Raw genomic sequence first — 17,404 nt, 5'->3', positions numbered from 1 at the left:
GTCCCCGTATTTTTTAAGTAATTTTGCACAGCGAAAGCAAACGCGCGCAGCAGAAGATTTAGGGAGTAAGGTAAGAGTTGCAGCAGCGGCCGCGTTCCTTCCGGAATAAATCTAAAGTAAAAATAAAATGGCAAAAATTCTTGACGGGCTGCAAACCTCCAAAGACATCAAACAGGAGATCCGCGCAGAAGTAGATAAAATCCTTGAATCGAAACGTCGTGCGCCACATTTGGTGGCTATTCTCGTTGGAAATAACGGGGCAAGCACCACGTACGTCAATAATAAAATAACAGACTGCAAGCAGGTAGGCTTCCGCTCCTCCCTGGTTAAGTTCCCAAGCACAGTTTCCGAAGCAGAACTGCTGGAAAAGATTGAAGAACTGAATAAGTCTAAGGAAGTGGATGGTTTCATTGTTCAGCTGCCACTCCCAAAACAAATCGACCAGGAAAAAATTATCATGGCGATTGATCCACGAAAAGATGTGGATGGTTTCCACCCGGAAAACTTTGGAAAAATGGCGCTGGAGATGGACACTTTCCTGCCGGCCACGCCGTTTGGAATTCTCACGTTACTGGAACGATATCAGATTGATACACAGGGCAAACATTGCGTGATCATTGGCAGAAGCCGTATCGTCGGGAAACCCATGAGTATTCTGATGGGCCGAAAAGATTTCCCCGGCAATTCTACCGTGACGCTCACGCATTCCTACACGCCGCATATTGAAAACTTTACTCGAAACGCAGACATCGTGATTACGGCGCTGGGCGACCCTAACTTCCTGAAAGCTGATATGATTAAGGAAGGCGCCATCATCATTGATGTGGGCATTACCCGTGTGGATGCTGATAACGAAAAAGGATACATGTTGCTGGGCGATGTAGATTTTGAGAGCTGCCGCGATAAAGCCAGCTGGATTACGCCGGTGCCGGGCGGCGTCGGTCCGATGACACGCGCCATGCTTATGAAAAACACGTTGCTGGCGTACAAAACATCCGTTTATAATGACTAAAGAAGAACAGGAGATATTAATGAAGCGCGGCATGTTGCTGCCCGTGATGGAACATTTTTATACGCTGCAGGGCGAAGGTGCCTACACCGGCGCGGCAGCGTATTTCATTCGCTTGGGCGGTTGTGACGTTGGCTGCCACTGGTGCGACGTGAAGGAAAGCTGGAATGCAGATCTGCATCCGGCATACAGTGCCCTGGAAATTGCTGAAACTGCCGCTAAGCATTGTAAGACCGTTGTGTTAACCGGCGGTGAACCGCTGATGTGGAACCTCGATGTACTAACTGGCAGGCTGAAAGAACTTGGCTGCCGGATTCATATTGAAACTTCGGGAGCGTACCCGATGAGCGGCCAACTGGACTGGATCACCCTGTCCCCCAAAAAAACAGCGCTACCCTTACCCGAAATTTATCAGAAAGCGAATGAACTGAAAGTGATTGTTTATAATAACAATGACTTTACATTTGCCCAGGAACAGGCGGAGAAGGTATCGCCGGAATGCGTGCGCTATCTGCAGAGCGAATGGAGCAAGCGTGCGGAAATGTACCCGAAGATTACCAACTTCATTATGGCAAATCCACAGTGGCGCGCCTCTGTTCAGACCCACAAATATTTGGATATTCCATAAATTAAAGTAGATTTACGGTGATTAAACCCGCTCTATGCAACGCCTGCGGTATTCCCGATATTTTAAAACTATTTTTATCTTACTGGATGTTGCCGTAATTACTGCTGTTCTTACGCGGTTTTTCGTACGCTCACAGGAAACACAAATCACTTCTGAAGCCTGGGAACAGTTCGGTTTGCTGGTGGCCCTGCTTTCCTTTATCTGGATACTGCTGAGCGGACGCACAAAATTATATTCAATTGCCAGAAACATCACCTACACCGTTTACCTGGAACGGCTCATTACGCACATCTTTATTTTTGTTTTCGGGATTATACTGCTGGCGAAAGTGAGTACGCAAACGTTTTTGCAACAGGACAGAACGCTTCTTTCCTTCTGGCTTTTCCTTTTTTTATTCTTAACGAAATCACTTCTTTTCTTTACTTTAAAATATATCCGCAGCCGTGGCATTAACTTCCGGAATGTGATGTTTTTTTCCGGTGACCCCTCGATGGATTTGCTGCGTACTATTTTTAACGAAAGGCGCGACTATGGGTTTAAAGTTTATGAATATGCACCGGAAGATATTAGCGATGCCGATAAACTGGTTTCTTTCTGGAAAGAATACGGAATTCACACCATGTTCCTGAGCACCGACGCTGGCATTGTACCCAAAGCGAAGGAATATGAAATTTATCGTTTGGCAGAGCAGAATAAAGTGCGCGTTTCTCTGGTACCAAGTATGGTGCGGAACAGCTTTTTCCAATATGAACTGGGATACATTGAAACCCATCCGATCCTGGTACGGTCGCGCTTCCCACTGGACGATGTTTTCAATATGGTGGTAAAACGGACCTTTGATCTGGCCTTTTCGGTACTGATATTGCTACTCATCGGCAGCTGGTTGTTTCCGCTCCTCGCCTTGCTGATTAAGCTGGACAGCCGCGGACCGGTATTTTTCATTCAAAAAAGATATGGGTATCATGAGCGCGTGTTCAATTGCCTGAAATTCCGCACCATGCAGGTCAACGATGAGTCCGCTCTGAAAACCACAGAAACCAATGATAAGCGCATTACCCGCTTCGGGAAGTTTCTGCGAAAAACAAGTTTGGATGAATTTCCGCAGTTCATCAATGTGCTGAAAGGCGATATGTCTGTGGTGGGCCCAAGACCGCATATGCTTTTGGTCGATGATTTGTACAAGGTGAAAATTGGCAGGTATGCAGTGCGCAGTTTGGTTCAACCGGGCATCACCGGGCTGGCTCAGGTGAATGGTTTACGCGGCGACCGCGGTGATATGGATCTGCAGATGCACAAAAGAATACTGGCCGATGCCTTCTACGTGAAAAACTGGACACTCACGCTCGACCTGATTATCATCCTGAAAACGGTATATTTAATGATTAGCGGCGACCGGAACGCGCAATAAAACCGGCAGACAAAACATAAAAAAATAGTAATTTAGCAGCATGGTAAAAAATCTTCTGAGCCAGGTGGGCGCTTATTTTCTGCTCCTGGGCAAAACGATGAAGCGGCCTCAGAAATCCTCTGTTTTCTTTAAACTGTTCATGCGCGAAATTCATGACCTTGGAGTGAATTCCTTTGGACTTGTATTATTCACGTCCATCTTTGTGGGTGCGGTGGTAGCCATTCAGATGTTTAATAACTTCAGTGCCTCCTCCTTTCCAATTCCGAATTCATTTATTGGCTACGCTACTAAGGTCGTGTTGATCCTTGAATTTTCCCCAACGATTATTTCAGTAATTCTTGCCGGAAAAGTAGGCTCTTATATTGCCTCCAGTATCGGGACCATGCGCGTTACAGAACAAATTGACGCTCTTGATATCATGGGTGTAAATTCACCTAACTTCCTGATTCTTCCCAAAATTCTGGCGAGTGTTATTTTTAACCCACTTTTAATTGCGATCAGCATTGTATTTGGCATCTGGGGCGGATATCTGGCCGGGATTGCAACAGGAAGCTGGAGCAAGGCAGATTATATTACCGGGATTCAGATGTATATGCCGGCTTATTTCATCTGGTATGCTTTCTTTAAGACGGCCGCCTTTGCTTTTTTAATTGCTACCATTCCTGCTTATTTCGGTTATAATGTGAAAGGAGGCTCGCTGGAAGTAGGCCGCGCGAGTACGCAGGCTGTGGTCTGGACCATTGTGGCCATTATCGTAATGAACTTAATTCTCACCCAAATGTTTCTTAGCTAATGATAGAGGTTAAAGATTTAAAGAAAAGCTTTGATGAGGTGCAGGTTTTGAAGGGCATTTCAACCAATTTTGATACCGGCAAAGTCAATCTAATTATCGGTCAGAGTGGATCGGGAAAAACAGTATTCCTGAAAAGCCTGCTGAACGTTTATCAGCCGACATCCGGTGAAATCCTGTTCGACGGTAAGGACATTAATAAAATGGGCCGCGATGAAAAGCAGCATCTTCGTGCCGAAATAGGCACCGTTTTTCAGGGCAGTGCTTTGTTCGATTCCATGACGGTCGAGGAAAATATTATGTTTCCGCTCGATATGTTTACCAATCTCACTTTCCGGGAAAAAAAGCGCCGGGTCTTTGAGGTGATTGGGCGTGTGCATCTGGAGAAAGCCAACCGGAAGTTTCCTTCCGAAATATCCGGTGGAATGCAGAAGCGTGTGGCTATTGCCAGAGCCATCGTGAACAATCCGAAGTATCTGTTTTGCGATGAACCCAACTCCGGGCTGGATCCTTACACATCTAATGTAATTGATGATTTGCTGTTGGAAATTACCAAAGAATATAAGACAACCACCATCATCAACACCCACGATATGAATTCGGTGATGACCATTGGCGAAAAGATCGTCTATCTGCGAATGGGCCTGAAAGAGTGGGAAGGCACCAAAGACAATGTTATTAATGCAGGCAATAAAAATCTGATTGATTTCGTTTATTCCTCAGAACTATTCAAAGAGCTTCGGGAGTACTTCCTGGAGACGAATAAAACTTCAATAGAAAATATTATAACTAAACCTCAAGGTAATGAAGAAACTTCTTAGTGCAGCGCTTGTGAGCGCCAGTTTACTGGGAACCGCGCAGATTAAATTTGCTGGTAAAGCCAATTTGTTGTTTAAAACGGATTCTCCGAGTTGGAGCAGCATTAAAGCATCGGCAAATAATGCATACGATGAATCTGGCAAAAACAATGTCGGGTTTAATGTTGGACTCTCTGCCAAGGTGGGACTTCCCGCATCGTTATTTGTAATGCCGGAAATTTACTACACGACTTTTAAGTCTGAGTTCACAGAACCAGTTACAGGTACTACACTGGAAGCAAAGAGCAATCGTGTAGATGTGCCGGTACTGTTGGGATACAACATTCTTGGGGATAATCTGGGAATTTTCGCCGGGCCTGTTGCTTCCTATAACCTGGCTGCCAATGAGCAGTTCAAGGATTTTAAGGAAAATGCAATGAAAGAATTTACCGTCGGCTATCAGTTTGGTGCGCAGGTTCAGCTGCAGAAGTTGATTCTGAATGCGAAGTATGAGGGTGCATTCTCCAAAGATCAGCGTACCTTCATAAACAACAATACTTCAGACGCAACTGCCAGAGAAATCCGCTACGACAGCCGTCCGAGCTTGTTTATGGTAGGAATTGGTTATGAACTTTAACTAAAAGTTTAATTAGATTCATAAATCCCCCGATTAGTAATAATCCGGGGGATTTTTGTGATCATCCGGCACATAAGTTACCGTTTGTTGCTTATTAAGTTCAGCAGTCTGTTGCTCCAGCCTCTCTTTTTCCTTACGCAGTTCTTTTAATTCCCGTCGTTTTTGTTCTTCTTTCACGGCTGTCCCTTTACTGATATATCCTACTATTCCGCCGATGATTAACCCAATACCGATGCCGGCCAGAATTCCCATCAGACTGATGGGTTCAAAAAGGCGGACCACTGAAAATTCAGGCAGCAGCCAGTATAAAAGAAAGGCAAGCCCCAATAAAAGCAAGCCGATAAAAGAAAGATTTTTCATGACGATGTGATTTTAAGCAATCTTTCCGGACAGCGATCGGGTCCGGAAAGGTTTTATTATCTACAAAGATGGTTATTTTTTACCAGTTGCGGCGGCATAATATTCCAGCGCCTTCGGTAAATGCCTGTCTAAATCTGCACGACGCGTTGCCGGATTCGGGTGGGTAGAGAGGAATTCTGGCGGTCGGTTTCCGGATGACTGCGCTTCCATTCTTTGCCAGAACGGTTGCGCTTCACGCGGATCGTAACCTGCCATCGCCATTAAATATAAACCCATTTCATCAGCCTCCAGCTCCTGGCTTCTGCCGTATTTCAAGAGTGCTACCTGCGCACCGAGTGGGTAGGCCTGTTGGAAAATAGCAGCCATCTGTCCGTTGGAGATCGTACTTCCGAGAATGGCGCCGCCGTACTGTGCAACCATTGCCTGCGAAATTCTTTCATTTCCATGTCCGGCCAACGCATGGGAAACTTCGTGGCCAAGAACCACAGCCAAACCGGTGTCATTCTTCGTTACCGGAAGAATTCCGCTATACACGGCAACTTTGCCGCCGGGCATACACCAGGCGTTGATCTGTTTATCATCAATTAAATTAAATTCCCATTGATAGTTGGCAAGATCTGCTTCCCGGCCAATATTGCGATAGTAATTATTTGCGGCATTCTTTATTCGGATTCCCACATTATTCACGCTTTTTGCGGCGCTGGTTCCTTTTACTACTTTGGCTTTAGAAAGTGTTTCCCGGTATTGCTGCAAAGCCATGGCGCTGATCTCCTGATCATTGGCCAGATGAAGCGACTTCCTTCCTGTAATAGGGTTCGTGGTACAGGCCACCGCCAGCAGCGCTACCGCACTGAAACCCAAAAACTTATTTACCTTTTTCATAATTTTTCGTTTAGTTCTGGATTGGGGTTAAACAATTTTTATTCCAATTGCGGCAGGTCAGATACTACAGCACTATTTTTGCTGTTCTATAAATAAAAAAAGTCATGAAATATATACTAGTTCCTTTTACGCTTATTTGTTCCCTGTTTTTCCTGTTTTCCTGCAGTTCGCGGTCTTCCATCAGCCCGGCGCAGGTGAATACACTTACGGAACGACAGGAGTTCACTTTTATGGCGGAGCGCGCGCACCCTACTGGTATGGATGTCATCAATTCTATGTATGCGCTGCGCAACGGAAGTGCGGGACGCCTGTTGGAACTGGATTATGGCTACAGCATTGTCCTGAAACGCGATGAGATGGAAGTTACACTGCCCTACTTTGGGCGTATGTATGCACCTTCAATGGATCCCGATAAAAATTCGTATCGCTTTACCTCCAAAAAGTTTAATGTAATGCCGGAGCAGAAAAAGAAAGGGAGCACTGTTTTCACCATTGCAGTAGAAGATCAGCCGCACGTCCAAAAGGTGATTATCGAAGTGTTTAACAATGGAAAAGCCTACGTTGCCATCGATTCCAATGACCGCCAGGCAATTTCATATGATGGCTACATTACAGCGAATACAGTTCCAACAGACAAACCTTAATTAGTCTTTCGTAAATAATTCATTTACAAAACGCAAGGCTTCCGTACTGGGATTTGCCTGGAGTTGGCTGACCTGGTCCAGATGCTGCTGGTAACTGTTGCTGCCTTCTTCCTCCTGACGTGTCCTTTGCAGAATATAATTTTGCACCCAAAACTCAAACCTCCGGGCAGCCTGTTGCTGACGGATCACTTCCAGCCTGCCGGATTTTTTCTTGCGGTCAATAAATTCATGTATGGCTTCATAGACATCGTTTAGACCCTCTTTTTCCAGTGCCGCGCCGAGCAGAACCGGAACTTTCCAGTCCGCTTCCTGATGCGGCAGGAAATGAAGTGCCCGCTTCAGCTCCACTTTCATATTTTTAGCCTGCAGGCGGTTTGTATCATTGACTTTATTGATGAAAATAATATCCACCATTTCCATGATGCCGCGTTTGATTCCCTGAAGTTCATCACCCCCGCCAATGATTTTAATGAAAAGAAAAACATCCGTAATTTCAGACACCAGCACTTCACTCTGCCCCACGCCAACTGTTTCAATTAAAATATAATCGTAGCCGGCAGCTTCGCAGAGCAGCATTGTTTCAAAAGTAGTGTTTGCCACACCGCCCAGAAAACCGGAGCTGGGACTGGGCCGGATAAAGGCGTGCTCAGATTTGGCAAGCTCTTCCATCCGCGTTTTGTCACCCAGGATCGAACCTTTGTTCCGGGAGGAACTCGGGTCAATCGCCAGGACCGCGACTTTGTGGCCTTGCGCAATAGCCACCTGCCCGAAACTTTCGATAAAGGTAGATTTTCCGGCACCGGGCACTCCCGTAATTCCTATCCGCACAGACTTTCCTGTGAACGGCATCAGCATTTGCAGGAGTTCATCCGCCTGTTCCCGGTGCATCGGCAAAGTGCTTTCCACCAGGGTGATTGCCTTGCTGAGCAGCCGTTTATCGCCGCGGCGCAATCCTTCCGTCAGTTCTTTCGTAGACAGCATTTTCATAGAGGTAAAATTACAATTATTATTTCCCGACAAGTGTAGATTAGAGGCTTTAACTGCTTTTTATTTAAATTCTGTATTTTTGAGTAATTCATTACTATAAAACTGATGCAAAAAACAAATTCCCTTAATACGTATACACTTGCTTCCTTTGCAATCGCTGCATTTTCTTTTGTAATCACTTCCTGTTCCCCGAAGGCAAATCCGGTCGCAAAAAACAAAACCCTGATGGCGGAACAGTATCAGCAGGGCATGACCTTATTTAATAATTCCTGCGGAAAATGTCACGATCTGCCAAACCCTGACGATTATTCCAGCCGCGACTGGGTTGGTATTATGAATGCGATGGCACCCAAAGCAAAACTGAATGACGAGCAGCATGAACTGGTGTACCAGTATATCGTTGCTGCCAAAAAAGAGAATGATGAAAGCCTGGATTAACTGGGAAGATTTCGAAAAGCTGGATATCCGGATGGGTACGGTCCTCAGCGCGAAGGAATTTCCGCGCGCCAAAAAGCCTGCCTATCAGCTGACCATTGATTTTGGCGAAGCCGGCGTCTTGAATTCATCCGCTCAAATCACGGATTTGTACACACCTGAAATTTTAATCGGACAACAGGTGGCGGCCATTATTAATTTCCCGGAAAAGCAGATTGCTAACTTTTTCAGTCAGTGCCTGGTGCTGGGTGTTTATAATACCGAGGGAAAAGTTATTCTGCTCCAGCCTGAACGGGAAGTACCCAACGGTGCCGCTGTAAGCTAACCTTTAAATTAATCGCATGATACACAAAATTCCACTGGAGAAAGTTTTATTTCTGGACATAGAAACCGTTCGGCAGGTAGCGGGCTGGAACGAGCTGAGCACGGCTGAACAGGAACTTTGGGAAAAGAAAACAAAGTATCAGCGCAAAGATGAATTTACCGCCGAAGAATTCTACCAGGAGCGTGGCGGCATTATGGCAGAATTTGGCAAAATAGTGTGCATCTCAGTAGGGATTCTGGATGGTGGCGAAAAGCTGCTGGTAAAAAGTTTTTACGGTCATGATGAAAAGAAACTGCTGGAAGAATTCGGGCAGATCTTTAACCGGCCGAAGTTAAGAGATGTCGTTTTATGCGCCCACAATGGAAAAGAATTCGATTTCCCGTGGATCGCACGGCGTTTCCTGATCAATGGAATGCAGCCGCCGGTACCATTCCAGACATATGGAAAAAAGCCCTGGGAAATTCCGCATCTCGATACGATGGAGCTCTGGAAATTCGGTGATTACAAATCCTATGTTTCCCTGGAACTGCTGGCGCATCTGTTTGGTGTTCCCAGTCCGAAGGATGATATTGACGGCTCTCAGGTAGCTTCTATGTATCATATAGAGAAAGACTTATTTAGAATCGTTCAATACTGTGAAAAAGATGTCTTAACTTTGGCAAATGTTTTCCGGCGCATGCGTCAGGAAGAACTGTTAGACACAACACAATCCAACTAAACGCTGTTTTCAGTTATGAAATTTACAGATGACCAGATCGCCGACATTGGCGAAAATATAATAGCCGCCCTTAAAACTGTATATGACCCGGAGATTCCCGTAGATATTTACGAACTGGGATTAATTTACGACGTGCAAATTTCTGATGAGGGAGCCGTGAAGGTAATCATGACCCTCACCACGCCCAACTGCCCGGTAGCAGAAAGCCTTCCCGCAGAGGTCCGCGAGAAGGTATCTGAAGTGGAAAATGTTTCCGAAGTCGATCTGGAACTCACTTTCGAGCCTGCCTGGAATAAGGATATGATGAGCGAAGAAGCCCGTTTCGAACTGGGAATGTTTTAAGCAAAACTTAAAGTTTCCGGTTCGCTGTTCAGTGTCCTTTCAAATTCAAAAAGTACGGTTTTCTGAATATTCGGGTGCATCGAAAGTGCTACCGGACAACCCAGCGCGGTTTCCTCGATGAATCTTTTTTCCTCGTTTGTAAATGCACCCGGGATCCGCATAATACAGAAAATGGTGCCGATCCTTTTCGGATTCGGGTGGGTGGATTTCTTGAGTTCACACGTCGCACCCGTAATGTCGATACCGCGCGGCTTGCCAAGTACGGCCACCGCCATTAGCATAGACTGCCCGAAGGAAATACCGAACAGATCAGAAGGTGAAAATGCTTCGGCCGTGCCACCCTCACGCACCGGTGCGCAGGTGATGATTTCGGTGCCGGATTTTTCGTGTACAGAGACAATCCGGAAATCGCCCAAATAAGTAATTGTTGAAGTCATAATGCTGGTTTTTTAGTTTACTTAAAGTTACGTAAAAAAAACCGCCGTTTACTCCTGTCTTCTGTTTAAATAAAATATTGGGTGATAACACCTTATCGCCTTCAGCAGCGATTCTTTTTATTCGTAAATAAAAGTAATGGTTTGCTGCACATCACTGCCATAAGACAATGCTACCGGGCAGTTTTTACCGGTTTCCTCAATCCATTCTTTCTGTTCCGCGGTAAAATTTCCTTTAATGTAAATATTGCACACTACTTCCGCGATGCGGCGCGGGCTCGGGTTCATAATTTTTTGTACTTCGCTGTAGGAACCGTCGATCACAATACCTTTGCGTTTACCGTGGATCGCAATTGTGGTCAGCATACACTGCGCAAGCGAGGTAGCAAACAGGTCTGTGGGCGAAAACACTTCTCCCTTACCATGATTATCAGTAGGCGCATCGGTCAGGATTTTTGTACCGGATTGCAGATGTTCAGATTCGCAGCGGAAATCGCCCAGATATGTTACTTTAGAAGTTGCCATAATAGTGTAGTTTATGTAAATTAAAAATGAAAAATTCGTTTTGCCTGATTGTAAGCACTCTCGAAATTCAGCAGGTTCAGCGAGTGGTCGATTTTTTCGGCGGCCATGAAATTGATAACCTGTTCAGTAGGCATGTTTCCCACGAGCTCATCTTTCGCCATGGGGCAGCCCCCGATTCCTTTAATAGCAGAATCAAATCTGCGGCAACCGCCATCATAAGCGCTTTTTAATTTAATATAAGAATCCTCGTACCTGTTGTGGAAATGCGCGCCAAATTCAACTTCCGGAAACTGCTGCGGCAACACGGTGAACAACTCACTGATTTGTTCCGGCGTGCCGGTACCGGTGGTATCCGACAGCAAGATCCGGCGAATGCCTAAATCACTGAATTTCGTCGTCCAGTCCTTAATCTCCTCCACGTCCCAATGGTCGCCGTACGGATTTCCGAAAGCCATAGAAAAATAAACATTCAGCTGGCGACCGTCTTCTTTCAGCATTTCTGCGATGTGATTGATATGCTGATAAGCTTCTTCGCGGCTTTTATTGGTATTGCGCTGCTGAAACGTTTCGGACACCGAGAACGGAAAACCAAGAATATCCACCGCCTGATGCTTCAGTGCTTTTTCGGCACCGCGCACGTTGGCTACAATCACGGAAAGCTGCGTGCGCGACACACCTTTATCAATCTCTTCGATCACCGTAGCGCTGTCTGCCATTTGGGGAATAGTTCGGGGCGATACAAAACTTCCGCAGTCGAGCACATCAAAACCTACCGTCATCAGGGCATTCAGGTAGTCTATTTTTTGTGAAGTAGCGATGGGTTCCGGCCAGCCTTGCATGGCATCGCGCGGACATTCAGTTAAAAACATGGGTGTTTTTCATTTTCCGTAAATATACCAAAACTTTGAAAAAAGAGTTCTGCTGCGCTATTTTCTGCTTAGTTATCCGGAATTTATATTAAAAAGAAGAATAGCTGCCAGAATCCTGCCACAAAAAAACTTTAACTTTGTTTCAAATATTCATTTTATGACAACAATATCCTTTGATGAACAATGGAGCCAGAAACTGCTCAACCGTTTCCTCACCTATGTAAAAATATATTCCACCAGTGATGCTGACAGTGAAGCTACGCCTTCCACACCGCGGCAGTGGGATATTGCAAATTATCTTTTTGAAGAATTAAAAGGTTTGGGACTGAGCGATGTGTCGATAGATGACAATGGATATATCTATGCCTATGTGCCGTCTAACCTTCCGGAAGGAGCAGATGAGCCTGTCGTGGGTTTCATCTCGCATTATGATACCTCACCGGATTTCAGCGGTGAAAATGTGAACCCGCAAATTTGGAAAAATTACGACGGCGGTGATTTGGTTTTAAATAAAGAAACCGGTTTTACGCTGTCGCCGGATAAATTTGAAACACTTAAGGACTATATCGGCCAGACGTTGATCACCACCGATGGCACCACGCTGCTCGGCGCCGACGACAAAGCCGGTGTGGCGGAAATCGTAACCGCTGCTGAGTATCTGATGGCACATCCGGAAATAAAACATGGAAAAATTGCTATCGGATTTACGCCTGATGAAGAAATCGGCCGGGGAGCACATAAATTCGATGTGGAAAAATTCGGTGCGGAGTGGGCGTACACCATGGACGGCAGCGAGGTGGGCGAACTGGAATACGAAAACTTCAATGCAGCCGGCGCAGTGGTGAAAATTCACGGACTGAGTGTGCACCCAGGCTATGCGTACGGTAAAATGGTGAATGCTGCCTTGCTGGCGGCTGAATTTGCCCAGCTCTTACCGGAGAAGGAAACGCCGGGAACAACCAAAGGATTTGAAGGCTTTTTCCACCTGATGGAGATTAAAGCAGATGTCTCCGAGGCCAGCCTGCAATACATCATCCGCGACCATGACAGCGAGAAATTTGAAATGCGCAAGAAACAGATTGCCTCCTGCGTGGAACAAATGAACAACAAATACGGAAGCGGGACAGCAGAAATTGAAATTAAGGAACAGTACCGCAATATGAAGCAGCAGTTTGAAGGCAAAATGCACATCGTGGATATTGCGGAAGCAGCGATGAAGGAAGCAGGCATTACGCCTAATATCAAAGCGATTCGTGGCGGAACCGATGGCGCACAGCTTTCTTACATGGGATTACCCTGCCCGAACATCTTTGCAGGCGGGTTAAACTTCCACGGACCGTACGAATACGTTGCGCTGGAATCCATGGAAAAAGCCGTACAGGTTATTATTAATATTGCCCAGGCGAAAAAGAAACAGCAGTAAGATCTATGTTGTTTTGCTGATATGAAAGCCGCTTGAGAAAAATTTCCCAGGCGGCTTTTATCTTATATAACTATACGTTATTCTTCGTTTAAAAAACCCTGGAGAATATCGCAGGCTGACTTTGGCAGATTGGTTCCCGGCCCGAAAATATAATCTGCGCCATTGCTGTACAGAAAATCATAATCCTGCTGCGGAATTACACCACCCACCACAATGGTAATATCATCTGCGCCGTATTTATGCAGTTCTTCCACAACCTGAGGTACCAGCGTTTTATGCCCGGCCGCCAGTGAGGAAATTCCGAGAATATGCACATCATTCTCCACGGCCTGTTTGGCCACTTCTTCCGGCGTCTGGAAAAGGGGTGCTACATCCACATCAAAGCCCATATCGGCAAACGCAGTTGCTACAACTTTAGCGCCGCGGTCATGGCCGTCCTGGCCCATCTTGGCTACAATAATCCGCGGCCGGCGGCCCGCTGCGGAAGCAAACTGTTCGCTTAAAGCGCAGGCACGCGCGAAATATTCATTTTTATCTGCATTCATAGCATAGACTCCCTGGATGGTTTTAATATTAGCTTTATAACGCCCGAACACTTCTTCCATGGCATCGCTCATTTCACCGAGCGTGACCCGGCGGCGGGCAGCTTCAATACAAATTTCCAGTAAATTTTGTTCTCCGGTGCGCGCAGCTTCCCTGAGTTGAGCAATAATTTGTTCAGCAGCCGCGGCATCGCGGTTTTGCTTAATGTGCTGCAGCCTCTCAATTTGTTTCCGGCGAACTTCTGTATTGTCAATATCCAGAATGTCCAGTTCCGCCTGAGACTGGGTTGATCTGAAGGAATTAACACCGATAATAAATTCTTCACCGCTGTCAATCTTTGCCTGTTTTCGTGCGGCGGCCTCTTCAATCCTCATTTTCGGAATGCCGGCTTCGATGGCTTTGGTCATACCGCCTTCCTGCTCCACTTCATCAATGTACTTCATCGCTTCACTAATCATTTGCTGCGTGAGGGCTTCCACCACGTGGCTGCCACCCATTGGGTCTACCACGTCGCAGATGCCGCTTTCCTGCTGAAGGATAATCTGAGTGTTCCGGGCAATTTTAGCCGAGTAATCGGTTGGGAGCGCAATAGCTTCGTCGAGCGCGTTTGTATGCAAAGACTGGGTTCCGCCCAGTGCTGCGGAGAGCGCTTCGATGGCGGTACGGGTAATATTATTAAAAGGTTCCTGCTCTGTCAGACTCCAGCCCGACGTTTGCGAGTGGGTCCGGAGTGCAAGGGACTTCGGATTTTGCGGGTTAAACTGCGTCAGCAACTGCGCCCAGATAACACGTGCAGCGCGCATCTTGGCAATTTCCATAAAATGATTCATTCCGACTGCCCAGAAAAAGGAGAGACGCGGTGCAAAGTCATCTACTTTCATCCCTGCCTGAATGCCGGTGCGCACATATTCCAGTCCGTCGGCCAGCGTGTAGGCCATTTCCAGAACGGGCGTGGCGCCTGCTTCTTGCATATGATAACCGGAAATAGAAATGGAGTTAAATTTCGGAATATGCTGAGAGGTGTATTCAAAGATATCAGCGATGATTTTCATGGACGGAGCCGGCGGATAAATGTAGGTATTCCGCACCATAAATTCCTTTAGGATGTCGTTTTGAATCGTGCCCGACAGCTGATGCTGTGCTACACCTTGTTCCTCAGCTGCTACGATATAAAACGCGAGGATCGGCAATACAGCGCCGTTCATCGTCATCGAGACTGAAATCTGGTCGAGCGGAATCTGGTCAAACAGAATTTTCATGTCTTCCACCGAATCGATGGCAACACCTGCTTTCCCGACATCGCCGACCACACGCGGATGGTCAGAGTCATACCCGCGGTGGGTCGCCAGGTCAAAGGCTACCGACAATCCTTTCTGCCCGGCTGCCAGGTTCCGGCGATAAAAAGCATTGGATTCCTCCGCAGTAGAAAATCCAGCATACTGCCGGATGGTCCAGGGCTTTTGCACATACATGGTCGTGTACGGCCCGCGGAGATACGGTGCCATTCCTGCGCTGTACCCTTTGGATTTTAATTCTACAGCATCCTCTTCTGTGTACAAAGACTTCATCTCCAAACCATCTTTCTCAAAATAATACGGTTCAGGGAAAGAAGCAGAAACAGTAAAATCAGGCGTTTTTTGCTTAATGGGTAGGCGCATTTCTGGGGAATATTTGATCAGCCGTAAAGTTACGAATTTCCCGAAACCCGGTAGCAGCTTACCTTACTGTATCGGTTCGCTTGGTTTCCTTGCGCTCTTTTAGTTTTAAGTCAGCATCATTTACTTTTTCTTTAATGTTCTGGCCGGTTTCTTTTAAAGCATCACCGGTCTGCTCGGCGGCAATTTCAATTTTGTTTCCCACTTTTTTAGCAGTAGAATCAATGCGTTCTTTATCAAAATCCACCGTTTCCACCGTGGTGGTATTCCCTGCTTCATCCACCGTTACAGTGGTTTTCTTTTCACAGGCTGTTAGGAATAAAGAGGCGACAGCTGCGCCCAGTACAATCTTTTTCATGTTTCAGGATATTTAATAATGCTCTGAAAATACCGAAAGAAAAAAACCTGCCGTACTTGGCAGGTTTTAAACAATTTATAAAAAACTGATTATTTGCGAGGGTTTCCATCGCCATCAGTTGCGTCTTTAACGTCGTTTCCTACGTTTTCAGCACCTTCTTTTACGCTTTGCGCGCCATCTTTAATTGCGTCGCCGGTAGCATCCACTGCATTTTCAGCAGCATTGTCCATTGCGTTGATTGTAGAATCATTGGTAATTGGCAATGAATCATTATCTACCACGATTGCTGTTTCCGTAGAGTCAGCGTTTACATCGGTTGCAGTTGTTTCCGTTTTCTTGCATGATGCCAGAGCGAACAAACTCGCAGCGCCCAGCATAAAAATGCTTTTTTTCATAATAATTTGTTTTGTTGTTTTGGATTAATGTTTATACGAATATATACAATTTTTTGAAAACGCTTAATAGTTTTCCTCTTCACCTTTCATCTTTTCAGCATTTTCTGCCATGATTACGGCATCAATCATTTCCTGAAGATCACCATTCATATAGGCATCCAGGTTGTACATGGATTTGTTGATACGGTGGTCTGTAACCCTGCCCTGCGGATAATTATAGGTTTTAATTTTCGCAGAGCGGTCACCGGTAGAAACCATTGATTTTCGTTGTGCCGCTACATCGCCTACGGCTTTCTGCAATTCGATATCGTATAGTTTGGTACGAAGCATCTCCATCGCAAGTTCACGGTTCGCCAACTGCGAGCGTGCCTGCTGACAGACTACTACCATACCGGTCGGTTTATGGGTCAGCTGTACTTTTGTTTCAACCTTGTTTACGTTCTGGCCGCCGGCACCTCCGGAGCGGGAAGTCTGCATTTCGATATCGGCCGGATTTAATTCAAAGTCTATTTCTTCAGCTTCCGGAAGCACAGCAACGGTAATTGCAGACGTATGCACGCGGCCCTGAGATTCGGTTTCCGGTACGCGCTGCACCCGGTGCACACCAGATTCAAATTTCATAATTCCATACACGCCGTCCCCTTCTACTTTCAGGATCAGTTCCTTGTACCCTTTTGCTGCTTCATTGGAATCGGTGATTTCATGTTTCCAGCCTTTGGATTTAAAGTACATGGCGTAGGCACGATAGACATCTTCCACAAAAATTGCTGCTTCATCACCACCGGTACCCGCTCTTAATTCGACGATTACGTTTTTATCATCAGCCGGATCTTTCGGGATGAGCAGGATTTTCAACTGTTCTTCCAGGTCCGGAACTTTTTCCAGTGCTTCCTGTTTCTCTATTTTGGCCAGTTCTACAAATTCACGGTCGCTGCCATCGGCAATGATTTCGTCGGATTCTTCGATGGTGTTCAGGGTTTGCTGATATTCATCGAAAACAGTTACAATTTTGCCCAGGTCGCTGTATTCCTTGTTCAGGGCAGAATATTTCTTCTGGTCCGAAATGATATCGGGCTGAATAATCAGGTCCGCTACTTCATTATAACGCTGTTTGATCGCCTGAAGTTTTGGAATAAGAGACTTTGACATAGATATTTATTTGTAGGTGCAAAGATAAAAAAATCAGTTCTCCCGAAGAAGAACTGACTGAAGTATATATATATTGTTGCTTTGTGACCAC

At 46.0% G+C, this 17,404-nt stretch carries 22 protein-coding genes; 12 read left to right on the top strand and 10 right to left on the bottom strand.

What is annotated here, in order from left to right; genetic code table 11:
* Positions 1-127: 127 nt before the first annotated feature.
* The 6 genes from MVI27_RS04720 to MVI27_RS04695 are packed head-to-tail and all read left to right on the top strand — an operon-like array spanning position 128 to position 5,269.
* Positions 128-1,012, top strand: a complete 885-nt coding sequence (locus MVI27_RS04720) for a bifunctional 5,10-methylenetetrahydrofolate dehydrogenase/5,10-methenyltetrahydrofolate cyclohydrolase (protein WP_246959533.1) — start codon at positions 128-130, stop codon at positions 1,010-1,012.
* Positions 1,005-1,637: a 7-carboxy-7-deazaguanine synthase QueE gene (locus tag MVI27_RS04715; RefSeq protein WP_246959532.1), complete on the top strand. Its 633-nt coding sequence runs from the start codon at positions 1,005-1,007 to the stop codon at positions 1,635-1,637. The genes MVI27_RS04720 and MVI27_RS04715 overlap by 8 nt, the downstream gene beginning before the upstream one ends.
* Before the next feature lie 34 nt (positions 1,638-1,671).
* On the top strand, positions 1,672-3,045 hold the full coding sequence (locus tag MVI27_RS04710; RefSeq protein WP_246959531.1) for an exopolysaccharide biosynthesis polyprenyl glycosylphosphotransferase: 1,374 nt from the start codon (positions 1,672-1,674) through the stop codon (positions 3,043-3,045).
* Positions 3,046-3,085: 40 nt separating this feature from the next.
* Positions 3,086-3,838, top strand: a complete 753-nt coding sequence (locus MVI27_RS04705; protein WP_246959530.1) for an MlaE family ABC transporter permease — start codon at positions 3,086-3,088, stop codon at positions 3,836-3,838.
* Positions 3,838-4,656: an ABC transporter ATP-binding protein gene (locus MVI27_RS04700; protein WP_246959529.1), complete on the top strand. Its 819-nt coding sequence runs from the start codon at positions 3,838-3,840 to the stop codon at positions 4,654-4,656. Before MVI27_RS04705 ends, MVI27_RS04700 begins: the two co-directional genes overlap by 1 nt.
* On the top strand, positions 4,640-5,269 hold the full coding sequence (locus tag MVI27_RS04695; RefSeq protein ID WP_246959528.1) for an outer membrane beta-barrel protein: 630 nt from the start codon (positions 4,640-4,642) through the stop codon (positions 5,267-5,269). The genes MVI27_RS04700 and MVI27_RS04695 overlap by 17 nt, the downstream gene beginning before the upstream one ends.
* Positions 5,270-5,302: 33 nt before the next feature.
* Here the strand turns inward: MVI27_RS04695 and MVI27_RS04690 are convergent, their stop codons facing one another.
* Both MVI27_RS04690 and MVI27_RS04685 read right to left on the bottom strand, forming a co-directional pair.
* Complete coding sequence (locus MVI27_RS04690; RefSeq protein WP_246959527.1) at positions 5,303-5,629, bottom strand: LapA family protein; 327 nt, start codon at positions 5,627-5,629, stop codon at positions 5,303-5,305.
* Between the two features lie 72 nt (positions 5,630-5,701).
* Positions 5,702-6,511, bottom strand: a complete 810-nt coding sequence (locus MVI27_RS04685; RefSeq protein WP_246959526.1) for a M48 family metallopeptidase — start codon at positions 6,509-6,511, stop codon at positions 5,702-5,704.
* Positions 6,512-6,615: 104 nt separating this feature from the next.
* On the opposite strand from MVI27_RS04685, the gene MVI27_RS04680 reads away from it, so the two are divergent.
* The gene (locus MVI27_RS04680; RefSeq protein ID WP_246959525.1) at positions 6,616-7,155 is read left to right on the top strand and encodes a DUF4251 domain-containing protein; all 540 of its coding nucleotides are present in this window, start codon (positions 6,616-6,618) and stop codon (positions 7,153-7,155) included.
* Here the strand turns inward: MVI27_RS04680 and meaB are convergent, their stop codons facing one another.
* A complete protein-coding gene (meaB, locus tag MVI27_RS04675; RefSeq protein WP_246959524.1) occupies positions 7,156-8,142 on the bottom strand; it encodes a methylmalonyl Co-A mutase-associated GTPase MeaB in 987 nt (328 codons plus the stop codon). It abuts the gene before it with no gap.
* Positions 8,143-8,247: 105 nt separating this feature from the next.
* Between meaB and MVI27_RS04670 the strand changes: the two genes are divergently transcribed.
* The 4 genes from MVI27_RS04670 to MVI27_RS04655 are packed head-to-tail and all read left to right on the top strand — an operon-like array spanning position 8,248 to position 9,962.
* Entirely contained in the window at positions 8,248-8,580 is a 333-nt protein-coding gene (locus MVI27_RS04670; RefSeq protein WP_246959523.1) for a cytochrome c family protein, read from the top strand.
* A complete protein-coding gene (locus MVI27_RS04665) occupies positions 8,564-8,902 on the top strand; it encodes a tRNA-binding protein (protein WP_246959805.1) in 339 nt (112 codons plus the stop codon). Before MVI27_RS04670 ends, MVI27_RS04665 begins: the two co-directional genes overlap by 17 nt.
* A gap of 16 nt (positions 8,903-8,918) precedes the next feature.
* Positions 8,919-9,620, top strand: coding sequence for a 3'-5' exonuclease (locus MVI27_RS04660; RefSeq protein ID WP_246959522.1), 702 nt, complete (start codon positions 8,919-8,921; stop codon positions 9,618-9,620).
* A gap of 15 nt (positions 9,621-9,635) precedes the next feature.
* On the top strand, positions 9,636-9,962 hold the full coding sequence (locus MVI27_RS04655) for an SUF system Fe-S cluster assembly protein (protein ID WP_246959521.1): 327 nt from the start codon (positions 9,636-9,638) through the stop codon (positions 9,960-9,962).
* On the opposite strand, the gene MVI27_RS04650 is transcribed toward MVI27_RS04655, so the two are convergent.
* The 3 genes from MVI27_RS04650 to MVI27_RS04640 form a co-directional block, all read right to left on the bottom strand.
* On the bottom strand, positions 9,959-10,399 hold the full coding sequence (locus MVI27_RS04650; RefSeq protein WP_246959520.1) for an OsmC family protein: 441 nt from the start codon (positions 10,397-10,399) through the stop codon (positions 9,959-9,961). The two genes, MVI27_RS04655 and MVI27_RS04650, sit on opposite strands and share 4 nt — an antisense overlap.
* Before the next feature lie 117 nt (positions 10,400-10,516).
* Positions 10,517-10,921: an OsmC family protein gene (locus tag MVI27_RS04645; protein ID WP_246959519.1), complete on the bottom strand. Its 405-nt coding sequence runs from the start codon at positions 10,919-10,921 to the stop codon at positions 10,517-10,519.
* 20 nt (positions 10,922-10,941) lie between these two features.
* Entirely contained in the window at positions 10,942-11,790 is an 849-nt protein-coding gene (locus tag MVI27_RS04640; RefSeq protein ID WP_246959518.1) for a hydroxymethylglutaryl-CoA lyase, read from the bottom strand.
* A 157-nt stretch (positions 11,791-11,947) separates the two neighbouring features.
* Here MVI27_RS04640 and pepT point away from each other — a divergent pair, with 157 nt between their 5' ends.
* Positions 11,948-13,213: a peptidase T gene (pepT, locus tag MVI27_RS04635; RefSeq protein WP_246959517.1), complete on the top strand. Its 1,266-nt coding sequence runs from the start codon at positions 11,948-11,950 to the stop codon at positions 13,211-13,213.
* 77 nt (positions 13,214-13,290) lie between these two features.
* On the opposite strand, the gene scpA is transcribed toward pepT, so the two are convergent.
* The 4 genes from scpA to prfA form a co-directional block, all read right to left on the bottom strand.
* On the bottom strand, positions 13,291-15,414 hold the full coding sequence (gene scpA, locus MVI27_RS04630) for a methylmalonyl-CoA mutase (protein WP_246959516.1): 2,124 nt from the start codon (positions 15,412-15,414) through the stop codon (positions 13,291-13,293).
* Positions 15,415-15,472: 58 nt separating this feature from the next.
* The gene (locus tag MVI27_RS04625) at positions 15,473-15,769 is read right to left on the bottom strand and encodes a hypothetical protein (RefSeq protein ID WP_246959515.1); all 297 of its coding nucleotides are present in this window, start codon (positions 15,767-15,769) and stop codon (positions 15,473-15,475) included.
* A gap of 89 nt (positions 15,770-15,858) precedes the next feature.
* A complete protein-coding gene (locus tag MVI27_RS04620; RefSeq protein WP_246959514.1) occupies positions 15,859-16,164 on the bottom strand; it encodes a hypothetical protein in 306 nt (101 codons plus the stop codon).
* Positions 16,165-16,227: 63 nt separating this feature from the next.
* Entirely contained in the window at positions 16,228-17,313 is a 1,086-nt protein-coding gene (gene prfA / locus MVI27_RS04615; protein ID WP_246959513.1) for a peptide chain release factor 1, read from the bottom strand.
* Positions 17,314-17,404: the final 91 nt, after the last annotated feature.

It is taken from the genome of Chryseobacterium salipaludis (genome assembly GCF_022968825.1).
GTDB classification, from domain to species: domain Bacteria; phylum Bacteroidota; class Bacteroidia; order Flavobacteriales; family Weeksellaceae; genus Kaistella; species Kaistella salipaludis.
Note: the sequence above shows the minus strand (reverse complement) of the source record. Positions and strands in the feature narration are given on the sequence as shown.

Coding starts and splice junctions, on each gene's coding strand:
- MVI27_RS04720 (WP_246959533.1), top strand. CDS start 128: ATGGCAAAAATTCTTGACGGGCTGCAAACCTCCAAAGACATCAAACAG.
- MVI27_RS04715 (WP_246959532.1), top strand. CDS start 1,005: ATGACTAAAGAAGAACAGGAGATATTAATGAAGCGCGGCATGTTGCTG.
- MVI27_RS04710 (WP_246959531.1), top strand. CDS start 1,672: ATGCAACGCCTGCGGTATTCCCGATATTTTAAAACTATTTTTATCTTA.
- MVI27_RS04705 (WP_246959530.1), top strand. CDS start 3,086: ATGGTAAAAAATCTTCTGAGCCAGGTGGGCGCTTATTTTCTGCTCCTG.
- MVI27_RS04700 (WP_246959529.1), top strand. CDS start 3,838: ATGATAGAGGTTAAAGATTTAAAGAAAAGCTTTGATGAGGTGCAGGTT.
- MVI27_RS04695 (WP_246959528.1), top strand. CDS start 4,640: ATGAAGAAACTTCTTAGTGCAGCGCTTGTGAGCGCCAGTTTACTGGGA.
- MVI27_RS04690 (WP_246959527.1), bottom strand. CDS start 5,629: ATGAAAAATCTTTCTTTTATCGGCTTGCTTTTATTGGGGCTTGCCTTT.
- MVI27_RS04685 (WP_246959526.1), bottom strand. CDS start 6,511: ATGAAAAAGGTAAATAAGTTTTTGGGTTTCAGTGCGGTAGCGCTGCTG.
- MVI27_RS04680 (WP_246959525.1), top strand. CDS start 6,616: ATGAAATATATACTAGTTCCTTTTACGCTTATTTGTTCCCTGTTTTTC.
- meaB (WP_246959524.1), bottom strand. CDS start 8,142: ATGAAAATGCTGTCTACGAAAGAACTGACGGAAGGATTGCGCCGCGGC.
- MVI27_RS04670 (WP_246959523.1), top strand. CDS start 8,248: ATGCAAAAAACAAATTCCCTTAATACGTATACACTTGCTTCCTTTGCA.
- MVI27_RS04665 (WP_246959805.1), top strand. CDS start 8,564: ATGAAAGCCTGGATTAACTGGGAAGATTTCGAAAAGCTGGATATCCGG.
- MVI27_RS04660 (WP_246959522.1), top strand. CDS start 8,919: ATGATACACAAAATTCCACTGGAGAAAGTTTTATTTCTGGACATAGAA.
- MVI27_RS04655 (WP_246959521.1), top strand. CDS start 9,636: ATGAAATTTACAGATGACCAGATCGCCGACATTGGCGAAAATATAATA.
- MVI27_RS04650 (WP_246959520.1), bottom strand. CDS start 10,399: ATGACTTCAACAATTACTTATTTGGGCGATTTCCGGATTGTCTCTGTA.
- MVI27_RS04645 (WP_246959519.1), bottom strand. CDS start 10,921: ATGGCAACTTCTAAAGTAACATATCTGGGCGATTTCCGCTGCGAATCT.
- MVI27_RS04640 (WP_246959518.1), bottom strand. CDS start 11,790: ATGTTTTTAACTGAATGTCCGCGCGATGCCATGCAAGGCTGGCCGGAA.
- pepT (WP_246959517.1), top strand. CDS start 11,948: ATGACAACAATATCCTTTGATGAACAATGGAGCCAGAAACTGCTCAAC.
- scpA (WP_246959516.1), bottom strand. CDS start 15,414: ATGCGCCTACCCATTAAGCAAAAAACGCCTGATTTTACTGTTTCTGCT.
- MVI27_RS04625 (WP_246959515.1), bottom strand. CDS start 15,769: ATGAAAAAGATTGTACTGGGCGCAGCTGTCGCCTCTTTATTCCTAACA.
- MVI27_RS04620 (WP_246959514.1), bottom strand. CDS start 16,164: ATGAAAAAAAGCATTTTTATGCTGGGCGCTGCGAGTTTGTTCGCTCTG.
- prfA (WP_246959513.1), bottom strand. CDS start 17,313: ATGTCAAAGTCTCTTATTCCAAAACTTCAGGCGATCAAACAGCGTTAT.